Below are 21,484 nucleotides of genomic sequence, written 5' to 3'. Positions count from 1 at the left end.
ACCGGGACTGGCAAAGCTCATCGGGGTTAACGAAGTTCAGCGTCTGGCCCAGAGTCCCGGATCGATCTCCGCGAAGAGGCAGTCGCGCTCTTCAAGCTCTGCTAGCCACTGCTCGGCAGACGGCGAAAGCCCTCCATTGGAGACGAACTCAGCCCAGAGCATTTCCAGCTCAATGAACTGTTCCAGATGACCACGGAAGCGCTTTTCCGCATAATCCCGCGCCGCCGCTGTGGTGATTAGAAATTGCCAGTCGGAAGACTCGAGCAGCAAGAGCTCCCGCGCCATCTGCTTGGCAATTCGTAGCCCCCATCCGTCGTCGCGCCACCGGCCCTGCGTAGCAATCTCGCGCATGACCTCCTCAGCCCGGTAGATGTCCGACCATGTCCAGCTGGTCTGATCGTTGAGCCATACCTCATTGTTCCCGTTCTTGCCCCACGATCCTTCGCCGAGATCCAGAAACACTTCCGGTGCAAATTGCGAAAGATATTGGCTTCCAGTTGTCAGCTCGATCCCTACATCGTCCTGGGCGAAAATTCTGACTACCTGTTCCAGCCACACTGGGCCCTCGAACCACCAGTGGCCGAAGAGCTCCGCATCGAACAGGGACGACAGGATGGGCGGACGCTCCTGGCTGTAGCCGTCCTCGAGTGCGCTTTGCACCAGGCGGGTAAAGTGCTCGGCATGGACATGGGTGCGCGCCAGCGCCTCTTGTGGAAAATAGGGTGCCTTCAGCGCCATGTCCGACTGTGCTTCGGTGACCCGCCAATACTGATGGCCGCCGGGCCAGCGCTTCTTGTGAAAGTCGAGATAGTTGCCGTCAGCGGGGTACCCGGTGTCACCACTCCATACCTGCAGCCCGGTCTGCGGATCGCGAGGGAAGATGGTGACTGGATGAGCATGTGCCAACGGTCCTTCAACGAGATAAGGACGATAGATGGATTTCAGATCGCCCTTCCTCTTCAATTCATGGGCAGGCAGGTTGTGCAGCCGAAGACCGAGGTCCCCTGACATCATTTTGTAGGGCGTGAAGAGGATAGACTCCTCGACAAGGTGGGTATCGACGAAGAAATACTCGATACCCGCTTCGGCCAGCGCCTCTTCCACCCCGATCCGCCGGAATGGCGATCGTGGCCCCTCTTCTCCGCTTGCCACAATGGGGGTCTGCCACAGCCCGGCGGGGCGATACCCACACTCTGGAACCCAGAACCCGTGCGGTTTCTTGCCCAGGTGGCGCTCGTGCGCCGCCACTCCGGCGCGGATCTGCGCAACCACACTCTCGTCAGTGCCCAACAGCGGCAAGTAGCCGTGGGTCGCCGCGCAGGCGAGGATCTCGATCGATCCGGTGTCGTTGAAGTAACGAAGTCCGGAGACGATGTCACGGTCAAGATCGTAGAAATCCTTCAGCGTCCGCTCGAAGAAGCTCTCCCAGAAGACCGCGGTCTCTGCGAAATCAAACTCTCCATTCTGACGAAAATAATTTTCGTCTTCCCGGGCTGAAATCATCTTTCGTTCGATGTATTTCGGAAACTCTTCCTTGAATGTCGGGTGACGTAGCTGCTCCATCAAAACCGGGGACAAGCTCAGGTTTGCCTTGAGCGCGAGTCCGTCGCGCTCCAGCCTCCGCAGCACGCCGAGCAGCGGCAGGTAGGTCTCAGCGGCCGCCTCGTGCAGCCATTCCAATCCGTGCGGCCAGGTCCCGTGGTGAAGCACATAGGGCAAGTGCGCGTGGAGGGTGAAAGACAGGTACGCCGATGGCTTGCCGTTCTTCATAGGGTGGATCTCTTTAAACTCAAAAACGAAGGGGCTGCTATCCTTCACTCGAAGGAAAAAGTTGGAGTCAAAAGGCTAAGCAAAAAAGGCTGCGACGAATTGCACCCGAAGAGTAAAACTCAAGTTGCGCCCGGCGAAAGATGCTCCAGCATCGACGGGCGGCCTTGTATCTCCAACCTTACTACAGCTCCTACGGCGAACTAAAGGCGGGGCGCCGGACACATTTCCTGTTAGCAGCGCCTCGGGATTCATTACAATATGCAAACTATGCCTCCTCGCAATTTAGGCCGCCAACGGACAAAAAGCCCGCCTCCCGGGGAAACCGGACAGGAGACGCTTTACCTCCGATTTTTAAGCGAGAAGCAGGTCCCGGTGACCGTGAAGCTTCGCGATGGTGAGGCGGTTTATGGCTGGATTGAATATTTTGATGATCGTATGATTCGTCTGACGCGCGAAGGAAAGCCCAACCTCTTCATCTATAAGAATCAGATTCGTACCATCAGCGAGAGCGTTCGTAATATTGAGGCAAGGCGTCGCGATCGAAATCGCTCCACTGGAGCTAAGCAGCCTGCCTTATTGCCCGCCGGCATCCCCGAGTTGGCAGGCTCGGCGTCTGAATCAACGCCGGTATCCTCTGTCCTGGAAGTCTCCGCTCCTGCGATTCGCAGCGTACTGTCTTCGGAGAACAATGAGGACAGCCACGGTCATAACGGAACAGCAATGGACGGCACAGCCATGCGAACGAGCTACCGGAACGGTCAAAGCGGTTCATGAATATTCTGCCAACCCAAGTGGATCTTCCTTTCGCCGGGCCCGCAGCAGCCATTGCCATGGAGGCCGGTGCGCTCATTCGAGGCTACTTTGAAAACGGAGTCGCCACCGAGTACAAGGGTGACGCCGACCTTGTCACTGAAGCCGACCGCGCCAGCGAACGCCTGATTGTGGAGCGCCTCAATACCCGCTTTCCGTCACACGGCGTCTTCGGGGAAGAGGGAAGCCGGGGACAGATGGATGCGGAATACCGGTGGTACATCGATCCGGTCGACGGGACCACCAACTTCGCTCACGGTTACCCGGTCTTCTGCGTCTCCATGGGACTGGAGCGTCGCTCGCCCGGACTGGCTGCTGATCAGGACGGCGAGATGGTTGCAGCCGTCATCTACGATCCGACTCGCAATGAGCTCTTCGTCGCCGAAAAGGGCAGCGGCGCCTACTTGAATGGCCGTCGCATCCATGCGTCCAGCACAGCAACGATGGCTGAAGCTCTGCTGGCTACTGGCTTCCCATCGAGAAAGCGACACGAAAGTCCCAACGTTCACTTTTACCAGGAGATCACCTTGCGCTCCCATGGGGTTCGTCGCGCGGGCTCCGCTGCCCTTGATCTTGCTTACACTGCTTGCGGGCGTTTTGACGGATATTGGGAGTTCAATTTGAATCCCTGGGATACCTCTGCCGGATTCTTGTTAGTCACCGAGGCCGGAGGCACGGTCACCTGCTTCGATGGATCGCCCTTTGCGCTTGCCAGCAAAGAGGTGCTGGCGACGAATGGACTGTTATTAAGCGAAATGATGGGCGTTTTCGAGGACCTGTTCGCCGGGAGAAATATCACGCCGCTGGTTGCGCCGGAAGCGTTCGCGTCCACGCAAACCGGAAGGAAGTAGCCAGCTTTTGCAGGCTGCGTCGATGGCCGCCGGGGCTTTCCTGGACGGAAGTCCCTCCGGATTGGCACCTTCCTTTGCTGCTACAATCAGGTTTGGTTCACCACTCTTAACCCATAGTCGGAGAAGTGTTTTATGGCTTACGTAATCGCAGAACCCTGCATCGGCACCAAAGACTCAGCCTGCGTCGATGCCTGCCCGGTAGACTGCATTCATCCCAAGAAGGACGATGCCAGCAAGTTTGCGGCGACCGATATGCTTTTCATCGATCCGGTCGAATGCATCGACTGCGGCGCATGCGTGCCGGTTTGCCCCGTCTCCGCCATCTACGCCGCGGACGACTTGCCGGAGAAATGGACCAGTTTCACGCAGAAAAACGCCGAATATTTCGGCCGCTGAGGCTTCTTCAAATTCATGAGAGGGGTCGGTTCGACTCCTCATCTGCCTCCTGATTTCGTCCCTCTCGAACCGATCCTGTCCTTTCCCCCTAAACAAACACCACAATTCTGTTACTCACTCGTGGTTCATCCGAGCGAGATGTCTCCGGAGGCTTTACGCACCGGAAGCATTTTCTGCACTCAGCAACAATCCCCTGTGCACACTCAAGATTGCTGATATGTGCAAGTGGAAGCCACCTCTTTGCAGAAGAGAATCTTCAAATTGGGCGCAGAACTGCGTCTCTCGAGATGGAGACCAAAGTCACTGGCAAGAAACTAAAGTAATGTCGGGATTAAAGTACTAAAGTTGTATTCCAGGTTAAATTTATTGGACGTAACTGAAGAATTACGCGATTTCCTCTAGTTTGGTGCATCTCACCGTCCAAAGGATCATGCCAATGAATTTTAAAAGTAACCTGGTAATTACTATGTCTATGCTCGCCATCCCGTTCATCCAGAGCCCTTCACTTCATGCGGAAGATCAGGCCGTGCTTACTTGGCATGGCAATAACGACCGCACTGGACACAACCCCAATGAGCAATTGTTGAACCATTCCACAGTCAATTTTGCGAACTTCGGAAAGGTCGGCTTTGTTTCAACAGATGGCTTGGTCGATGCTCAACCCCTCCACGTCCCTGGCTTGAAGATTAACGGGGGCATACACAACGTGGTTTATGCGGCCTCTGAGCATGACACCGTGTACGCCTTCGACGCTAAAAGCGGTGCAAAGCTTTGGTCGAAGTCCCTTCTGCTCTCGGGTGAGACCCCCAGCGACAACCACAGCTGCAGTCAGATCACCCCGGAGATCGGCATCACTTCCACACCCGTCATTGATCTTGCTAAGGGACCCCACGGCGTTATCTATGTCGTTAATATGTCAAAAGATAGCTCTGGCAATTATCACCAGCGTATCAACGCCCTCGACCTCGTAACTGGAGCGCAGGTATTCGGCGGCCCAACCGAGATAGAGGCGCACTACCCCGGCACCGGTGAAAACAGCAGCGGCGGTCAGGTGGTGTTTGATCCTGCTCAGTATGCCGAACGCGCTGGTCTACTCGAGTGGAACGGAACCATATACACGACCTGGACCTCGCATTGCGATATTCGCCCTTACACCGGATGGATCATCGGCTATAGCGCGACCACCCTAAAACAAAATGCGGTCCTCAATGTCACTCCCAATGGCAGTGAAGGATCAATCTGGATGAGCGGAGCTGCGCCGGCGCAGAACGGCTCGTACATGTACTTCCTGGACGCCAACGGCACCTTCGACACAACTCTGGATGCAGGGCAGATGCCGATTCATCAGGACTTCGGTAATTCCCTTATTTCCTTGAGCCAGGACGGGGCTGCCGTTAAGGTGCACGACTATTACGCCACGGACACGACGGTCCAACAGTCGAATTCGGACGTCGATCTCGGCTCAGGCGGAATTGTGCTGCTCCCGGAGATCCTGGACAACAGCGGGAACACCCATTACCTCGCGGTGGGCGCCGGCAAAGATCACAACATCTACGTCGTCAACCGGCTCAATCTCGGCAAGTATCACCCGAATGGCGGGTCGATTTACCAGGTCGTGAGCAACGCCCTTCCCAATGGTGCGTGGTCGGCTCCCGCTTACTTCGACAACAAGATCTATTACGGTGGAGTCGATGACACGCTGAAGGCTTTCTCCATCTCGAATGCGAAACTGGTAAGCACACCGTCAAGCCGCAGTGCCGTAACCTTTACCTATCCTGGCACTACCCCCTCGATCTCCTCAAACGGCAATAGGAACGGCATTGTGTGGACCGTCTCCCACGCTTCTCCTTCCGTACTCTACGCATACAACGCGGAAGACCTCGCCGACAAATACTACGACAGCGGTCAGGCCGGCAGTCGCGATTCCTTCGGAAACGCAGCTCATTTCGGCACACCCACGATCGCAGACGGACGTGTCTACGTTGGAACGACCACGGGCGTCGCCATCTTTGGCGTGCTCTCGAAGTAATTCACGAAGCACCTGAATTCTGTACCATTCGCACTAGCCTGGTTTCTCTCGTCGCCCGGAGAAACCGCCTGAATCCTACGATTCAGGCGGTGCTTCCCCGTCGATACAGTCCTCACCGCCGCGATCCTCGCGCTATGCTTAGCAGAGGAGGGAAGATCGGCAAGTGATCGCGCATCAGGTTGAGGCCATTGTGCTCCGCACCTGGCCCATCCACGAGGCCGACCAGATCGTCTCGCTCTTCACTCGCGATTACGGCAAGATCAAGGGAGTAGCCAAGTCCGCAGCCCGCTCTCGCAGACGATTCGGCGGCGCTCTTGAACCGATGACTCACGTCCGCGCCAGCTATGCGGAAAAGCCTAGGCAGGAACTGGTTCGGCTCGACTCGTTCGACATCGTGACCTCGCCACTTTCTCAGGCGGTCGACTATGGCCGCGCCAGCGCTCTCGCCTTCTACGCCGAAGTCCTCGAAGAAACGCTCCCCGATCACGACCCTCAGGACGCGGTCTTTCGGCTGCTGGTGGCCGTACTTGCCCATACGCGAATTGAATCCATCTGGATGCCCATCACTTACTTCACGATCTGGACGACGCGGCTCATGGGCTGGCTTCCCGATTTAACCGCGTGTGTGCATTGCGGAACGCCCTTTGCGGGAAGCTCTGCCTGGTACCACCAGCAAAACGATGGACTCTTTTGCCAGGCACACCGGCCACCCGGCTCCTCGATGCTTTCCGTCGAGTCGCAGTCGCTGGCTCACCGGATCCTCCGTTCGCCCGTGCCGGTACTTGCCGCCGAGCCCTGGCCTCGTACCCGCGCCGCCGACCTGCGCCGGTTTGGCATGCAAGCCCTGGAGCGTCATATCGATCGACGGCTGAAGAGTGCAACGGCTCTGCATCGGCTGAGCCAATGAGTTGACTTCCGGTCGCTTGGCCGCTACTCTTTGCCTCGACGCAAAGGGCGCATCCATCTCGCGAACGGGGACTGCATCTTCTGGACGAATTTTGCGGGCACTTCAAATAGCATGTCGGGAGCTATCCATCCTCTTGAAGACCTATCTGAGGCTGCGTTCATCGAGGCAGCGTGTGTGCCCCTCGACGAATCGCACAGTTCAGGAACCCTCGAGGCTGCGAATGCCATCCTCTCAAATGATCCTGAAGTGGTAACGAGCAGTATCTATGCGGCCGCGGTCGTCGGCGAACTGGCTGCGGTTCAGCGTTTTCTTTTGTTGAATAGCAGCCTTGCCACCGCGAAAGGAGGTCCGCGCAATTGGGATCCTCTCACCTATCTTTGTTTCTCCCGTTATCTGCGTATCGACCACGGACGCTCCGACAGCCTTGTGCGGACGGCGCGGGCACTGCTTGACGCCGGCGCTAGCCCGAATACGGGGTGGTATCAAAGCGGCCACCGGCCTACTCCCACATGGGAAAGCGCGATTTATGGCGCAGCCGGCATTGCCCATCATGCAGAAATGACTGCTCTCTTACTGGATCGCGGAGCCGACCCAAATGATGGGGAAACTCCATATCACGCGGCGGAAGGATACGACCTCAGTGCGCTCAAGGTTCTCGTCGAAAGCGGTAAGCTCAACCACGATAGTCTCACTACGCTCTTGCTGCGAAAGTCCGACTGGCACGATCTGGAAGGGATTAGGTACCTGCTGGCTCACGGCGCCGACCCCAACCGGAGGGAAGGGGGGCATGACACTGCCCTCCAATTCGCCTTGCGCCGTGACAACGACATCCACATCATCGATACGTTGCTCGATCATGGCGCGAACACGGCTCTAGGGAGCGAACGTGATGGCCGTTCGTCCTCTGCGATTGCCGCACGCAAGGGACGCGGGGATGTGCTTCGGTCTATCGAGCGACGCGGTCTCGCTTTGGGGCTGCAAGGGGTGAACGAACTGATTGCCGTCTGTGCAAAAGGCGATGCCACCGCCGTCCAGGCACTCGCTGCACGACAACCACAACTCGTTCCTCAAGTGATCGAGGAGGGTGGAACGCTCCTCGCCGGATTCGCCAGCAACGGAAACGTCGAAGGCTCGCGTCTGCTTCTCGATCTAGGCGTCGAGATCGCGGCCCGGTATGCGGAGGGCGACAATTACTTCGACATTGCCAGGCAAAGCACCGCGCTTCATTTCGCAGCTTGGCGTATGCGCCACGCCGTAGTCAAGTTGCTGCTCGAACGCGGCGCTCCGGTTGACGCCCTGGACAGCAAAGGCCGAACACCCTTGGAGTTGGCCGTCCGCGCTTGTGTCGATTCTCATTGGGCCGAATGGCGATCGCCTGAATCGGTACGCATGCTGCTCGACGCTGGAGCTTCTGCGATGAAGGCACAGTATCCGTCCGGCTACAGGGAGATCGATGAACTCTTGAGCAAACTGAGAGAGTCTCTGCCATAGCGGGCTCACTGCCTGAAACAAGCCGTGAGCAGGGATGAAACACGCCAGCAAACGACTGCTGCTATGATCTCGCAATCCAGGCTGTTTAGCAGTTTGGGCTGTTCATCTGCTTGCACATGTCAGATCGATCCTCCCAACGCCGCTTCTTCGTCTTTTTATCTCTCATCGGCATGGCGCTACTGAGTTTCACTCCATTGCGCGCCCAGACTGCGGCAGCGCTCGCGAATGTCCGAAGGATCTATGTCGAGCCATTCAGCGGGAAGCGTGGTGCTGGTGAGATTCGCAGTGACATCATCGGATTGCTCAAGCACGATCCATCGTTGATGATCGTCTCGAGTGTCGATCAATCCGACGCAGTGCTCAAGGGAAATGGCGAAATTTGGACGACCGGCTATATCAGCACAAATCCTCGCGCAAACGAGAGCAGCCGGAGCCCAATCTACAGCGGATATCTATCGCTCACCCTCGAAGGAAGCCAAGGGCAGGCATTATGGTCGTACCTCGTCACTCCGGCTGGATCTTTTTCCGGCGCCATCACCTCCAACCTCGCCAGCCACGGCGCCAAACTCCTGCTCTCTGCGGTAGTTCACGAGAAGGGCAGCGGGGCACCATCTAACGAGAGCGTTTCAACGCCGGATCAAACCCATCAGGTGCTCAAAGGGGCAGGTGGGACCTTTCCCGCACCGCTCTACCAGTCATGGATCGAGTCCTTCCATCAGCTTCACCCGGAACTTCAGGTCACCTATGATCCGGTCGGATCGGAACAAGGAATACGTAGCCTTCTTGCTCAACAGATCGACTTCGCTGCCTCCGATATTCCAGTCGCTGAGACAGATACGAGCCTGCAGCGGATAGCCACCGTGCTTGGCGCCGTCGTCCCCATCTATAACCTGCAAGGCTTAGAACGTTCCGTTCGTTTCACGCCGGAGATCCTGGCCAACATTTTTCTGGGGAAGATCACTCGCTGGAACGATCCGCTGCTCCGCGCCAGCAATCGCGGTCTGAATCTCCCGGATGCCGCGATCACGGTTATCCATCGTTCCGACGGCAGCGGCACCACCTATGCCTTCACCGATTTCCTGAGCAGAACCAGCCCTGAGTGGAAGGCGTCCATCGGAACAGGCGGCAGCGTTCGGTGGTTGGTTGGTCATGAAGCGACCGGCAACAACGGAGTCGCCACTCAAGTGCAGCAGATTCCCAATTCAATCGGCTATGTTGAGTTGACTTACGCGATTCAGCATGAGTTGAGCTTCGGGTCAGTACGCAACGCGTCGGGCGCCTTCGTCACAGCGAATCTCGAAAGCGTCGCCACAGCGGCAGAGTCCGCTGGCGACGCGGCTGCGTCGATCACGAATGCGGCCGGTAAAGCCGCTTACCCTATCGCCTCATTCACCTGGATCGTCTTACCCAATCCCATTCCGCTGAAGAACCGCGGGCCGATTACCGATATGCTGCGATGGATGCTGACCAATGGCCAGAAACAATCGTCCGCACTGGGCTATGCTCCATTGCCCCGCAGCGTGGCCAGTCGACAGCTGGAATCCTTGTCCACCTTGAAATGAACTCTCTGCCCGCGCTCGATCCACTGGAAAACTCCCACACCTTGTTAGACTACGAGAGATACTCCAACTTGTGAGCCTAGTTTGTCTTTGACCTCGACCATTGAAGCGCCTATCCGGCCGGAACCGCTTACTTTCCAGCAACTGCTATTTCGCCTGCAGAGTTTCTGGGCCGAGCGCGGGTGCGTTCTCCAGCAGCCCTACGATGTGGAGGTGGGCGCCGGGACCATGTCGCCGGATACCTTCCTGCGTGTCCTCGGACCCAGGCCGATCAGCATCGCTTATGCCCAACCATCGCGCAGGCCGGCCGACGGGCGCTATGGCGAGAACCCGAATCGCCTCTTCAAACACACCCAGTTCCAAGTGATCCTCAAGCCCCCTCCCGCCGGTATTCAGGAGATCTATCTCGAGTCGCTCGCGGCCATTGGCATCGATCTTCGCGAACACGACCTGAAGTTCGAAGAAGACAATTGGGAGTCTCCCACCCTGGGCGCCTGGGGTATCGGTTGGCAGGTTATGCTGGATGGCCTGGAGATTACCCAATTTACCTACTTTCAGCAGTGCGGGGGGATCGACCTCGATCCGATCTCCGGGGAGATCACCTACGGCCTGGAGCGTCTCGCGGCGTTTCTGCAGGATGTCGACTCCATCTATGACATCGTCTGGGCGGTGAATCCAGTGACTGGCGAGAAGGTCACCTACGGGGAAGTCCGCTTGCGCGAAGAGTTGCAGTTCTCGGTCTACAACTTTGAGGCGGCAGATGTGGAGAAGCTTTGGGAGCACCTGCGGCTTTACGAGTCCGAGTGCCAGGCGCTTCTCTCCGAGTTCAAGACCGAATTTGCTCCCGGCTCTCTTAAGAAAGCCGAACGGCAGGAGAAGATTCACGATCGCGTGATCCACGACGGAGAGACGGCCATTTCAGAGAGCGAGCCCATGGCAGAAAGAGACATTTACGAGGCGCGACGGAGATTTCCAGTTCTTCCCGCCTACGACTTGTGCTTGAAATGTTCCCACCTCTTCAACCTGCTCGACGCAAGAGGCGCCATCTCAGTCACCGAACGAGTAGGGATTATTAATAGAATTCGTACGCTTGCCGTCGCCACCGCTCAGGCCTACAGCCAGCAATTCAATTGAACGTATCGGGGTAAGCTCGATTTATATCAATATGCCAGAACTAATACTTGAAGTAGGGCTTGAGGAAATTCCGGCTCGTATGATCGCTGCGGCAGAGGTGGAACTCGCTGACCGGTTGCAAGCTCTGCTTACCCGCGAAAAGCTCCTGAATCCTGAATTTGCACTCGATCGCTATTCCACCCCTCGCCGCCTCGCGCTCCGGATGAGCGGCGTACTCCCGCAGCAACCCGATCTGGAGGAGACGCTCACTGGTCCGGCTGTAGCGATCGCCTATAAGGGCGGAGAACCAACCCCGGCGGCTCACGCTTTCGCCAAAAAAGCAGGCGTCGAGCTCTCCCAGCTCACCACAACGGTGACTCCCAAGGGCGAGTACGTTGCTGCTAAGGTGCATCGCAAGGGAGAGGCTGCAATCGCCGTCCTCGCCGGTCAGCTTCCTAGAGAATTGGCCGCGTTGTACTGGCCTAAGAATATGTACTGGCGGGCAGGGAAGCCGGAACGCTTTGTCCGCCCTCTTCGCTGGCTGCTCGCCCTGTTGGATGGAGAGATCATTCCGGTTGAGTTTGGGGGAATTGCGGCGAGCCACTACTCTTACGGTCATCGTATCCTTTACGGCGATGTCCCAATAGAGATCGCAAACGGGGTCGACTACCTGGAGAAGCTCGAAGCCGCCTATGTCCTCCCTGATGTGGAGGCTCGGCGCCACAAAATCCGCAAGGCACTCGATAGCGCGGCGCGCAGTGTTCCAGGCATTCGGTGGCGCGAGGACCACCCGCTGGTCGACACCGTAACTCACCTAACCGAGTGGCCCAGCGTGCTGCTCGGCTGCTTCGAAGTTGAATACCTCTCCCTTCCGGAAGAGGTGCTGGTGACCGTGATGCGCGACCATCAAAAGTATTTCGCGCTCGAAGACTCGTCGGGAAAGCTCGCCCCCTATTTTCTGACGGTGTTGAACACCGAAGCCAACGCAGAAGGCGAAGCTATTATTCGCCACGGCAACGAACGGGTCCTCCGCGCTAGGTTCAATGACGCCCAGTTCTTCTGGGACTTCGATCAACGGGTCCCGCTCGTCGATCGCATCGAGATGTTGAAGTCGGTCACCTTTCAGAAAGACCTCGGCAGCTACTTCGCCAAGACCGAATCGAACACGATTGTTGCGGGGATGCTCGCCGACGTGGCCCTGCTTCGCGGAGCTACGCTCGACAAGCCAGCGCTGCTGATGGCGGTTCGACTGGCGAAGGCCGACCTTACCGCCGAGCTCGTGAAGGAATTCACTGAGCTGCAAGGGGTCGTAGGCGGTCTTTATGCTCGCGCCCAGGGCCTGGGCGAAGTGGTCAGCTCGGCGATCTACTGGCAATACCGGCCTGCTTCGGGCGAGGATCCGATCCCTCCGTCGGTCGAGGGGCAGATACTCGGAGTTGCCGATCGCATTAATTCCATCGTCGACATGTTCGCGATCGACCTTAAGCCGACGGGATCAAAAGATCCCTTTGCCCTGCGCCGCGCGGCTAGCGGGGTCGTCAAGATCCTTGCCGAGGGAGAATTGCCACTCTCTTTAGCCGATGTATGCAAGATAGCGACCCAGGCCTCAGGGCAGGCGAACGCCTCAGCAAATCTCCAGCCGGTCAGGCAGTTTCTCCGCGAACGCCTCGAGTTCTACCTCCGCGAGAACCGCAACTTTGCCTATGACGTCGTCGCCGCCACGCTGGCTGCCGCTGACAGCGACATTCCAGACGCCATCGCTCGCGGTCAGGCGCTCACCGCTGTCCGCGGCTCTCAGGATTTCAACGCAATCTCGTCGGCGTTCAAACGAATCAAGAACATTCTTCGCCAGGCCGCTGAAAAACAAGCCGGGCCGCTGCCGTCGGAAGTCGATGAGGGCCTGCTTTCCGATGACGCCGAGAAGGCGCTTTATGCCGAAGCTATTCAACTTGCCGCAGCCGTAGAAAAACTCCGCGTCGCGCAGAGATACACCGAAGCTCTGGAGCAGATAGCGACGCTTCGTCCCGGCGTCGACCGCTTCTTTGACACGGTAATGGTGATGGCGCCCGAACCCGAAATTCGTCAAAATCGGATCGCTTTGATCGCGACCGTCTTGCGCGAATTCTCAAAGATAGCCGACTTCTCCGAAATCGTGGTCGCTTAGTGGTCGTCTAACAGCAAACCCGATATCTCTTGCTGGAAGCAATACGAGCCGATGAGGTTGATGTTTAGAGAACCGCCCTATCCCCGGCATGCTCTCTGAGGCAGAGATGGCTGGCTGCTGAAGAGAATTGCGTTTGCGAAGCTTGATCGCAGCATCTATAGTGCTAGTTTCGCCGCACGACGAGGTCAACACAGCCAAGAATGACAACCTGGAACCGCCGAACCTTCTTGCGTACTTCAGCTCAGGCTGCCACTCTCTGTGCCATGCCAGCTCTCCATCACACGCCCCTATCTGCCACCAGCCGCGTCCCTGGACCGGGGGAGACCAACGCCTTTCCCAGAGGCTTTCATTGGGGCGCCTCCACCTCTGCCATGCAGGTCGAGGGTTCGCCCTACGCCGACGGTGGCGGCCGGTCTATCTGGGCCGCCTACGAGGCCGTATCCGGCAACATCAAGGATGGCAGCACCAACTGGGTTGCGGACGACGAGTACCACCGCTATGCCGAAGATATCGGCCACATGAGCGAACTGGACATCAATGCCTACCGCTTTTCGATCAGTTGGCCGCGTGTGCTTCCTCAGGGGAAGGGGCAGCCGAACGAAGCCGCCCTTGCTTATTATGACAAGCTGATCGATGCTTTGCTTGCCGCGAAGATCACGCCATTTGTCACCGTCTACCATTTCGATTACCCCGATGCTCTGCAGCAGCAAGGGGGATGGCTCAACGCCGATAGCTCCAAGTGGCTCGCCGATTACGCGCACCTTGTTGCATCCCGTTTTTCCGACCGGGTAAGTAATTGGCTGACGATCAATGAGCCGAATATTTTGTGGGGATTTGGGGCGGAAGCGGGCGCCATGCCACCAGCTCTCAAGCTGGAGAGTGCGCAGCTCGCGCAAGGCTGTCACAACCTGCTGCTCGGCCACGGACGATCCGTGCAAGCGATCCGCGCCGCTGCGAAGAAGCCGGTCAAGGTTGGTTTGCCGTTCGCGGGAACGCTCTCACTGCCCGCCAGCAACTCCGCGCAGGATATTGCGGCCGCCCGCAATGCCTCATTCTCAGTGGAAAAGCGAGCGATCATTCCCCTGCAGCCGGCGATGATAATGATGAACAACTCCTGGTGGCTCGATCCTATCTATCTCGGCCACTATCCAACGGAGGGCTACAAGCTCTTTCCGAGCGCAGAAAAACTGGCCACCCCGGCAGACATGCGCCTGATCCACCAGCCGGTCGACTACTGCGCCATAAATCTCTACTTTGCGCCGACCGTGAAAGCCGGTGCCGACGGCAAGCCGGAGCTGGTACCGGATTCCCCCAATGCGCCTCGCTCGCACTATGGCTGGGCGATTACTCCGGAGCTGCTCTATTGGGCGCCGAAGTTCCTTGCTGAACGCTATAAAAAGCCTGTCCTTATCACCGAGAATGGCATTTCACTCGCCGACGCGCCGGCTGCCGACGGAAAGGTGCATGATCCCCAGCGGACCGCCTTTCTGAACAGTTATCTTGGGGCGTTCAAGCGTGCCCACCAGGAAGGAGTCCCACTCGCCGGCTACTTCCATTGGTCGCTCCTCGACAACTGGGAATTTAGTCAAGGCTACCTGGAGCGCTTCGGACTGATTTACGTCGATCGCAATACCCAGAAACGTATTGTGAAAGACTCCGCCTTCCGGTACAAGGAAATCATTCAAACCAACGGAGCAAGCCTGTAGACTCGGCATCGGGTTAACGACTGACGCGAGTAGCATCTTAACTATAAGCATCGAATATTTAGAGTTGATTGGAGAACGTATGCCCACTGCTGTAGAAACACCGATCACCCGCGAAAAATTCATCGACGCCCTCAACGAAGACCTCTCGCGTGAGTACCAGGCCATCATCGCTTACGTGAATTACTCCCAGGTACTCAAAGGCGCGGCCTACATGAACATCGCCGACGAGCTCGCCGTCCATGCCACCGAGGAGTTGAGCCATGCGCTTCAAGTCGCAAACCACATCGACTACCTCGGCGGGATGCCGGCAGTCGTGCCGAAGCCGGTCAAAACCTCAGAGAAGGCCGAGGAGATGCTTCAGTTCGATTTGGAAAATGAAAAGGAAACCATTCGTGAATATCGCCGCCGCATTCGCCAGGCCGACGATCTGAATGAGTTCGCAATTGCTGAAAGCTTGCGCAACATCATCGTCCAGGAGCAGGACCACCTTATCGCTCTGGCGACCGCCTTGGGGATTGATCCACCCAATCCTGGCATCGCAGATTGACCCGCCAATCAACCCGCATTGCCCCCGCCTGGTTCGCTCTAGCCGAAAGAGCGTACCAGGCTGCTTTCTGCTCCGCTCAAGCCGATGATCGACACCAGGTGAGATGCGCTTCCGTCTGAGCGCCAAGGTGTAGCGGCAACCGTGACGGCGAAGTGCGACAGCCAGCTACATGGAGGCGGCCGCATGGCGAGTGGAGTTGGCGTCATGGCAAGCCACGATGGCGGGCGCCGATTTCGCCAGCGTTCCGGACTGATCTTCTCGTTGGCCCTCTTTGAGTGAACTGGCGGCGGATGAACTGGCGACCGGTGCGCTCTTCATCTGCTGGAGCAAGCTAACCAGCCGAGTGAAAGCTTGTTCGCGAGCGGTCTTATTTCCAGGCACGGTGTTGTTGGGATCTTCTCCGGCGCGCATGAAGCCGTGGCCGGCGTTCTCATAGGTGACTGGCTCGAATTTCTTCCCGGCCGCCTTCATAGCCGCGGTGGTGGCGGGCAGGGTCGCGCCGATGCGCGAGTCGTTCCCGGCGTAGAAGCCATAGACTGGCGCGGTGATGGGAGTGACATCCGCCGGACCGGGGCCGTAGAAGACGAAGTCGGCGGACAGGTCTTTCCGGTGCGTGGCAAAGGCGAATGATTTGCCGCCGCCCCAGCAGAAACCAACGACCGCAAGCTTTCCGTTCCCGGCCGGGATCTTTTTGGCATAATCGGCAGCCGCATCGAGGTCGGCGGTGACGACATCGGCATCCAGCGCGGAGACGGCCTTGACGGTTGCGTCCTGACTTGGAAATTCGCTGGAGCCGCCGCCATTCGGGCCAAAGCCGGAGAGCAGGTCAGGCGCGACCACGATGAAGCCTTGCGCCGCCAACTCATCGGCCATCTCTTTGGCCCAGTCGCTCAGGCCGAAGATCTCGTGGATCAGGACGACGACCGGCGCCTTTGTTTTGACTTCAGGGTAGACGACGAACGCCTGGACGGTCCGGCTGCCATGTTTGAGCGGCACGTATTCGTGATGGCGCGGCGATGTGTCGAGACGCGCCTTGGCCCAGTCCTGAGCATGAGAGAGAGTTGCGAAAGAGAGCAGGAGAGCGGAGGCGAGAAGTCGGCGGGCGTGGAGAATCGTCATGATCACGAACAAAGTCTATTAGGGGCAGAGCTTCCCCACAAGGGCGCAAGATGAAATTGCGAAATTCTGCAAGTGCGGTGTTGACGTTCTACCGGATCGAGGATATTTCTGATTTGGTCGCTTGGGTTTGCTCCTCGTCTGCAGCCCTTTGGAAGTTGCCATCCCACTCAAGCAGATGGCGTAAATTGGGGGCACCCGGCTTTGCTCAGGATGATAGGAGATCGTTTCACGAATATTTAAACTCACGCGCTAGAAGAGATTGCCGGCGACTTGCTCGGCGATCTGAGCGGCCTCGCTCTGTTGCTGCTCGAGGGTCATGGCGCTCTTTCGAGCAGCGGTCGTGGTCAGGTCTACGGTAAAAAACAAGTCACGGACACGGCTGCTTACTCGCTCCGTGGTTTGAGCCGCAGGGCCTTGTATGCGGCACCGCACCGCCTCATTACCGATCCCGCTGACTTGCTGACTGCCTGCTGGACATCCTTCCAATCGGTTCTTATCGACAGCCACCTTCAGCACGTAACTTGCGGCGGACTGCTCGCGAGAGAAGATACAGGAGCCCTCCGTTTCGGTGGAAGGTGTAAACAAAGCGGAGACATCGCCCCCGAGAACATGGGCGACGCTTCCTTGCGTCAGCCATGGACACATGGACGCGGCTTTGGATTGTGCTTCGAAGACGAAGAGGAAGAGAGTGACTGTCGCGAGAAACGCGAGTCTGCTCATCACTAAGCCTTCGCCCTGGCGGGTTTGAGTAGCTCCGACTTCAGGATCTTTCCGCCCTCCTGGATCACGTAGAGACGATTGACATCCAGATCTTTGAGTTGGTCGACCTGACCGCTCAGCCAGCGAATCTCTACCAGATCGACTTTCTTCGCCTGGTCGAGGCCGAAGTGCATGCGGAGGTCATTCTGCGAGAAGTAACTTCCTCCGCTGCGCAATTCTTCGATCTGGACGAGCGGCTTCTCCGCATCGGGAGTGGTCTTCGAAATCACCACCACGCGGCTGCCGATGCCGCTTCGGTTGGCTTTGACGCCGACCAGCTTGATCTTGATCCAATTGCGCTTGAGCGTCGAATCGCAGCGCAGCAGCTGAGGTACGGCATTGATGCAGTTAACCGCGACATCCATATTGCCATCGTTGTTGTAGTCGCCGAAGGCACAGCCGCGAGCTGGTGCATCTTCCATAATGCCCGGACCGCCCTGAGAGGTGACTTCTTCAAAGCGTCCATTTCGTAAATTGCGGTAGAGATACTTATGCTCGGCATACTTCAGGTCGGCCTTCGATTTGTCGACCTCGGGATAGACATGTCCATTGGACATCAGGACATCGAGCCAGCCATCGTTATCCATATCGAAAAAGCCGACACCCCAACCGAGCAAGCGGGTGTTGACTCCCAGTCCGCCGGGATAAGTGCGGTCTTCGAAGGTTGCATCGCCTAGGTTGGTATAGAGCGAGTCAGTGTCGCCGGCAAAGTTGGTTTTGACTACATCCATGGTGCCGTCGCGGTTGTAGTCGCCGATCGAAACGCCCATGCCGGCTTGCGGCTTGGCCTCGGCCGACAATGCGGCGCCAGCCTCGATCGCGACATCGCGGAAGGTGCCATCCTTCTGGTTGAGATACAAGGTAGCAGGCGCGGAATCATTGGCGACATAGATGTCCGGCCAGCCATCATTGTCGAGATCAGATGCGGCGACGCTCAGACCATAAGTGCCGACCGCCGTCCACATGCCGGATTTTTCACTTACGTCCTTGAATGTACCGTCGCCATTGTTGTGATAAAGGATGTTCCTGCCGCCAGGAAGTCCCGGAGGTCCGCAGGCAACGAGGATTCCTTTGTAAGTGCAAGGACCATCCTCGGGTAGCGGCGCTGTCTTCAGATCGAAGTCGACATAGTTCGCGACGAATAGGTCCAGATGCCCGTCGCGATCATAATCGACGAAGGTACAGCCGGAGTTCCATCGAATCTTTGGTCCGGGTTGGATCAACCCAGCCTGCTCGGTAACATCAGTGAAGGTGCCATTGCCGTGGTTGCGGTAGAGTGCATTCTGGCCGTAGTAAGTGACAAAGAGGTCGTCCTGCCCGTCATTGTCGTAGTCGCCGACGCAACAGGCTTGCCCCCAACCGGTGCGGTGTTCCAAGCCCGAGCCGATGGTTACATCTGTAAACGTGCCGTCACGGTTGTTCTTGAAAAGATGACAGTGCGGCTCTTGTCCCGCGGGGAAACCTTCGAGACGCCAGCCATTTACGAGGAAGAGGTCGACCCATCCATCATTGTCATAGTCATAGAAGGCAAGGCCGCATCCGGTGGTTTCGAGTAGATACTTGTTCTTGAACTCGCCGCCATAGATCGTCTTAAGGTTGAGTCCGGATTCCTTCTGCACGTCGACAAAGCTAACTCCGAGAGGCGTCCCTTCGATCGGCGACTTAGGTCCAGCCGGAGGTGGCGCAGGCTTGGCGTCGTAGCTGCGCTCGGTAGGACCGATCTTTTGCGCCGGCTGGGTCTGCTGCCGCCCTGTCGCCGCCAGGGCCACGACATCGGCAAAGGGCAGGACTAAGGCGGTCCTGCTCAGGGACCGGATAAATCTTCTGCGATTCAATTCATACCGCCTGGTCTGCCGTTCTGGTTCATGGTTGTCCGCCGGTTGCGGGCGCTGCTGGTGGTAAGTCAGTATGCATATGCCAAGGCACACTTTCGGTTGATATCTCAGGATGCTTACGCAAATATTCGAGCGAGTAAGTCGGCGCTCCGGGATCGACCCTCTTGATCGTGTACTTGGCCGCTTCCTGAGCGGCCTGCTCTTTCATCCCTTGCCTACGATAGAGGATCGCCAGGTTGTAGTGGGCGGCAAGGTCATCGGGATCGATGGCCTGCAGTGCCTTGAACTGCTCCATCGCCTCGTCGGCGCGATGCTGCTGGTAATAGGAGATGCCTAACTCCCGGCGTGCATCGCGCGACTGCGGGAACTGCTCAACGACCTTGCGCAGGTCGGCTATCTCAGCATCCGAGTGGCGTTGACGACGCTCCACAAAGGCGAGGTAATAGAGCGCGCGGGCATCGTCGGGATGAAGGCTGAGCGCCTTCTCCAGTGGCGGTCGAGCCTGCTCGTACTTCTCCCAATCGATGTAAGTCAATCCTAGATTGATATAACCGTCTTTATAGTCTGGGCGCAGGTGGACGACTTGTTCAAAGGCGTGAATGGCGTCCTCATGCTGCAATTGATCGAGGTAGCCAATACCAAGGTTGTTCCATCGCATCCAGTCGGGGTTGTCGGCGGCTGCCGGAGCAGTCGGCGCATTGTCGCCGAGGTTGAGAGTGCGGCTGCGGGACGCAATCTCGACCACAGGATAAGCTACATGGTCTTTGCCGAGAACATTGTTGAGGTAGCTCTGGCGTAAGTGACGATAGTTGACGGAAACGGTAATAGTAACTGGTCCTTTAATGTCCGCGGGGAGATGGAACTGGTAGCGCACCAAGGCGGAGCGGCCTGCCTGGATCGAATCATCGTAGGCCATCGAATGAATCGTCCAAACCATATGATTGTCGACGAAATCTCCGATGACATTGACCGGCCGGTTGGTGAAGCTATGAGCGCGCTTGTCGAGCGAACCATCCGGGTTCAGGTATCCGCTCTGGTAGAGAACGTCGCCCGCAGCATCTTTCACCGTGAATTGGGCCCATGCCTCGTAAAGATCGCGAACCTCAGGAATCAGCGAGTGGCCGATATTCTTGTTCTGAATGACGACGTAGGCATCCAGAGTTTCATCCGGCCGGATGTTCACGGGATCAGTCCCCAGCGGGGTGATCGGAGCATTGCTCCCTGCTTCTTTGAGCGCGAAGAGGTCAACGTTGAGAAAGTTGTCACTCTTCAGGAACTCGACCGTCTTGGTGAGCTGCTGATCGAATCCATAGTAGAACGGGACCGCCGTGTTGCCGGCGAGCCAGCGATGGGAGGCCATCATGCCGTGTTTGGCGCCATAATCGGGAAGAGTGATCGGCGCGCGCTTCATGTGGCAGTTCTGGCAAGTGGTAAAGTCGGCCGAGTAAAAGGTGAGCGGGTTCCGCTGCGAGAACTTCGAGTTCTGCCATTCGTCATAAGTGGTAAAAGCGCGAATCCACTTATAGCCGTTCAACATAGGCGGCAGGTTCGCTTTGTGGCAGGCGGAGCAAAATTCGGGACTCTTGTAGATGTCCTGCATGACTGCTTGAGAGTGCCGGTCGGTGTGCGCGAGGATCTCCGCATCGGGTACCTTGCCGGGGATGCGATTGCCCTGTTCGTCGACCATCACGGCAGGGACGCCCATGGTAAAACTCCCGTTGCCAAGCAGCGGTCGAACGCTTTGAATGGAGTGGCAGGTCATGCAGGTCAAGCCGTCGCGGTCAAAGGACCGGTCCATAGTCGAGTTGGGATCGAGAGCGCCGGCGAGAACGCCGACCGGGTTGTGGCAACTATCGCAATGACGAGCGAAATCGATGCCTTTGGTCCGTATCAGCACGTTGACGCTGGTCCGGTAGAAAGGGGTACGGAAGGAGTTTGAATGGAGCGCCTGACGCCACTCACTATAGGCCTCCTGATGACAATGCCCGCAATAGGCCGCGTCCGGAAAAGCGTCCGGCTCGAGAAAGTCGTTGCCGGCAACGGCGGCATTTCCGGGGAGAGAGATGTTGCCCTTTTCGAAGGAGTAGCTATAAGTCTTCCTGATATTGTCAGCATAAAGTTTGCGGCGAAGCGCTTCATCGGCTCGCGCGTCGACCTCGCCCGAAGTCTCCCGCCATACAAACGCAGAGGCTCCCACCAGCAGCAGGAATACGATGAACAGTCGTCGGAAGCAGGTATTCATTTTGCGCGCGGCGCCACTAATCTACCGTTTTGATCGTTGAAAGATCGCCTATTCGCACCGGCCGCCTGGCTGCCAAACCGGTTACCAGGCTACAGCGTATGGGCCTGGCGCTCATCCCGTAAACTATAGCGAATCGCTTCAACGGCTGTATATAAGGAGCAAGCAGGGGTTAGTCTGAAGCTCACT

At 57.5% G+C, this 21,484-nt stretch carries 16 protein-coding genes; 11 read left to right on the top strand and 5 right to left on the bottom strand.

Annotated features, from left to right (window positions below; translation table 11 throughout):
* Window positions 1–36 precede the first annotated feature (36 nt).
* A complete protein-coding gene (locus ACPOL_RS26835) occupies window positions 37–1,770 on the bottom strand; it encodes a glycoside hydrolase family 57 protein (protein WP_114209771.1) in 1,734 nt (577 codons plus the stop codon).
* 258 nt (window positions 1,771–2,028) lie between these two features.
* Here ACPOL_RS26835 and ACPOL_RS35090 point away from each other — a divergent pair, with 258 nt between their 5' ends.
* The 11 genes from ACPOL_RS35090 to ACPOL_RS26780 all read left to right on the top strand — a co-directional run bounded on the left by ACPOL_RS35090 (window position 2,029) and on the right by ACPOL_RS26780 (window position 15,343).
* Window positions 2,029–2,544, top strand: coding sequence for an RNA chaperone Hfq (locus ACPOL_RS35090; RefSeq protein ID WP_414633323.1), 516 nt, complete (start codon window positions 2,029–2,031; stop codon window positions 2,542–2,544).
* Window positions 2,541–3,431 (top strand): inositol monophosphatase family protein, encoded by an 891-nt coding sequence (locus ACPOL_RS26825; protein WP_114209770.1) that lies wholly within the window; start codon window positions 2,541–2,543, stop codon window positions 3,429–3,431. Before ACPOL_RS35090 ends, ACPOL_RS26825 begins: the two co-directional genes overlap by 4 nt.
* Window positions 3,432–3,563: 132 nt before the next feature.
* Window positions 3,564–3,827 (top strand): 4Fe-4S dicluster domain-containing protein, encoded by a 264-nt coding sequence (locus tag ACPOL_RS26820; RefSeq protein WP_114209769.1) that lies wholly within the window; start codon window positions 3,564–3,566, stop codon window positions 3,825–3,827.
* Window positions 3,828–4,263: 436 nt separating this feature from the next.
* Window positions 4,264–5,856 (top strand): PQQ-binding-like beta-propeller repeat protein, encoded by a 1,593-nt coding sequence (locus tag ACPOL_RS26815; protein ID WP_201758979.1) that lies wholly within the window; start codon window positions 4,264–4,266, stop codon window positions 5,854–5,856.
* Between the two features lie 163 nt (window positions 5,857–6,019).
* Window positions 6,020–6,763 carry a DNA repair protein RecO gene (recO, locus tag ACPOL_RS26810; protein WP_114209767.1) on the top strand — a complete coding sequence of 248 codons (744 nt, stop codon included), beginning with the start codon at window positions 6,020–6,022 and terminating at the stop codon, window positions 6,761–6,763.
* Between the two features lie 111 nt (window positions 6,764–6,874).
* Window positions 6,875–8,254, top strand: coding sequence for an ankyrin repeat domain-containing protein (locus tag ACPOL_RS26805; protein ID WP_114211092.1), 1,380 nt, complete (start codon window positions 6,875–6,877; stop codon window positions 8,252–8,254).
* 116 nt (window positions 8,255–8,370) lie between these two features.
* Complete coding sequence (gene pstS, locus ACPOL_RS26800; RefSeq protein WP_236657062.1) at window positions 8,371–9,816, top strand: phosphate ABC transporter substrate-binding protein PstS; 1,446 nt, start codon at window positions 8,371–8,373, stop codon at window positions 9,814–9,816.
* An 81-nt stretch (window positions 9,817–9,897) separates the two neighbouring features.
* Window positions 9,898–10,947 carry a glycine--tRNA ligase subunit alpha gene (locus ACPOL_RS26795; RefSeq protein ID WP_236657061.1) on the top strand — a complete coding sequence of 350 codons (1,050 nt, stop codon included), beginning with the start codon at window positions 9,898–9,900 and terminating at the stop codon, window positions 10,945–10,947.
* A 31-nt stretch (window positions 10,948–10,978) separates the two neighbouring features.
* Window positions 10,979–13,090 carry a glycine--tRNA ligase subunit beta gene (gene glyS / locus ACPOL_RS26790; RefSeq protein ID WP_114209766.1) on the top strand — a complete coding sequence of 704 codons (2,112 nt, stop codon included), beginning with the start codon at window positions 10,979–10,981 and terminating at the stop codon, window positions 13,088–13,090.
* Between the two features lie 200 nt (window positions 13,091–13,290).
* The gene (locus ACPOL_RS26785) at window positions 13,291–14,796 is read left to right on the top strand and encodes a glycoside hydrolase family 1 protein (RefSeq protein WP_114209765.1); all 1,506 of its coding nucleotides are present in this window, start codon (window positions 13,291–13,293) and stop codon (window positions 14,794–14,796) included.
* A 79-nt stretch (window positions 14,797–14,875) separates the two neighbouring features.
* Window positions 14,876–15,343 carry a ferritin-like domain-containing protein gene (locus ACPOL_RS26780; RefSeq protein WP_201758978.1) on the top strand — a complete coding sequence of 156 codons (468 nt, stop codon included), beginning with the start codon at window positions 14,876–14,878 and terminating at the stop codon, window positions 15,341–15,343.
* Between the two features lie 165 nt (window positions 15,344–15,508).
* Here the strand turns inward: ACPOL_RS26780 and ACPOL_RS26775 are convergent, their stop codons facing one another.
* The 4 genes from ACPOL_RS26775 to ACPOL_RS26760 form a co-directional block, all read right to left on the bottom strand.
* Window positions 15,509–16,462 carry a dienelactone hydrolase family protein gene (locus ACPOL_RS26775; protein WP_114211088.1) on the bottom strand — a complete coding sequence of 318 codons (954 nt, stop codon included), beginning with the start codon at window positions 16,460–16,462 and terminating at the stop codon, window positions 15,509–15,511.
* A gap of 249 nt (window positions 16,463–16,711) precedes the next feature.
* Window positions 16,712–17,182: a hypothetical protein gene (locus tag ACPOL_RS26770; protein WP_114209764.1), complete on the bottom strand. Its 471-nt coding sequence runs from the start codon at window positions 17,180–17,182 to the stop codon at window positions 16,712–16,714.
* 2 nt (window positions 17,183–17,184) lie between these two features.
* A complete protein-coding gene (locus ACPOL_RS26765) occupies window positions 17,185–19,056 on the bottom strand; it encodes a CRTAC1 family protein (RefSeq protein WP_114209763.1) in 1,872 nt (623 codons plus the stop codon).
* Window positions 19,057–19,084: 28 nt separating this feature from the next.
* Entirely contained in the window at window positions 19,085–21,298 is a 2,214-nt protein-coding gene (locus ACPOL_RS26760; protein ID WP_114209762.1) for a tetratricopeptide repeat protein, read from the bottom strand.
* Window positions 21,299–21,484: the final 186 nt, after the last annotated feature.

Source organism: Acidisarcina polymorpha, assembly GCF_003330725.1.
Classification (GTDB): Bacteria; Acidobacteriota; Terriglobia; order Terriglobales; family Acidobacteriaceae; genus Acidisarcina; species Acidisarcina polymorpha.
Note: the sequence above shows the minus strand (reverse complement) of the source record. Positions and strands in the feature narration are given on the sequence as shown.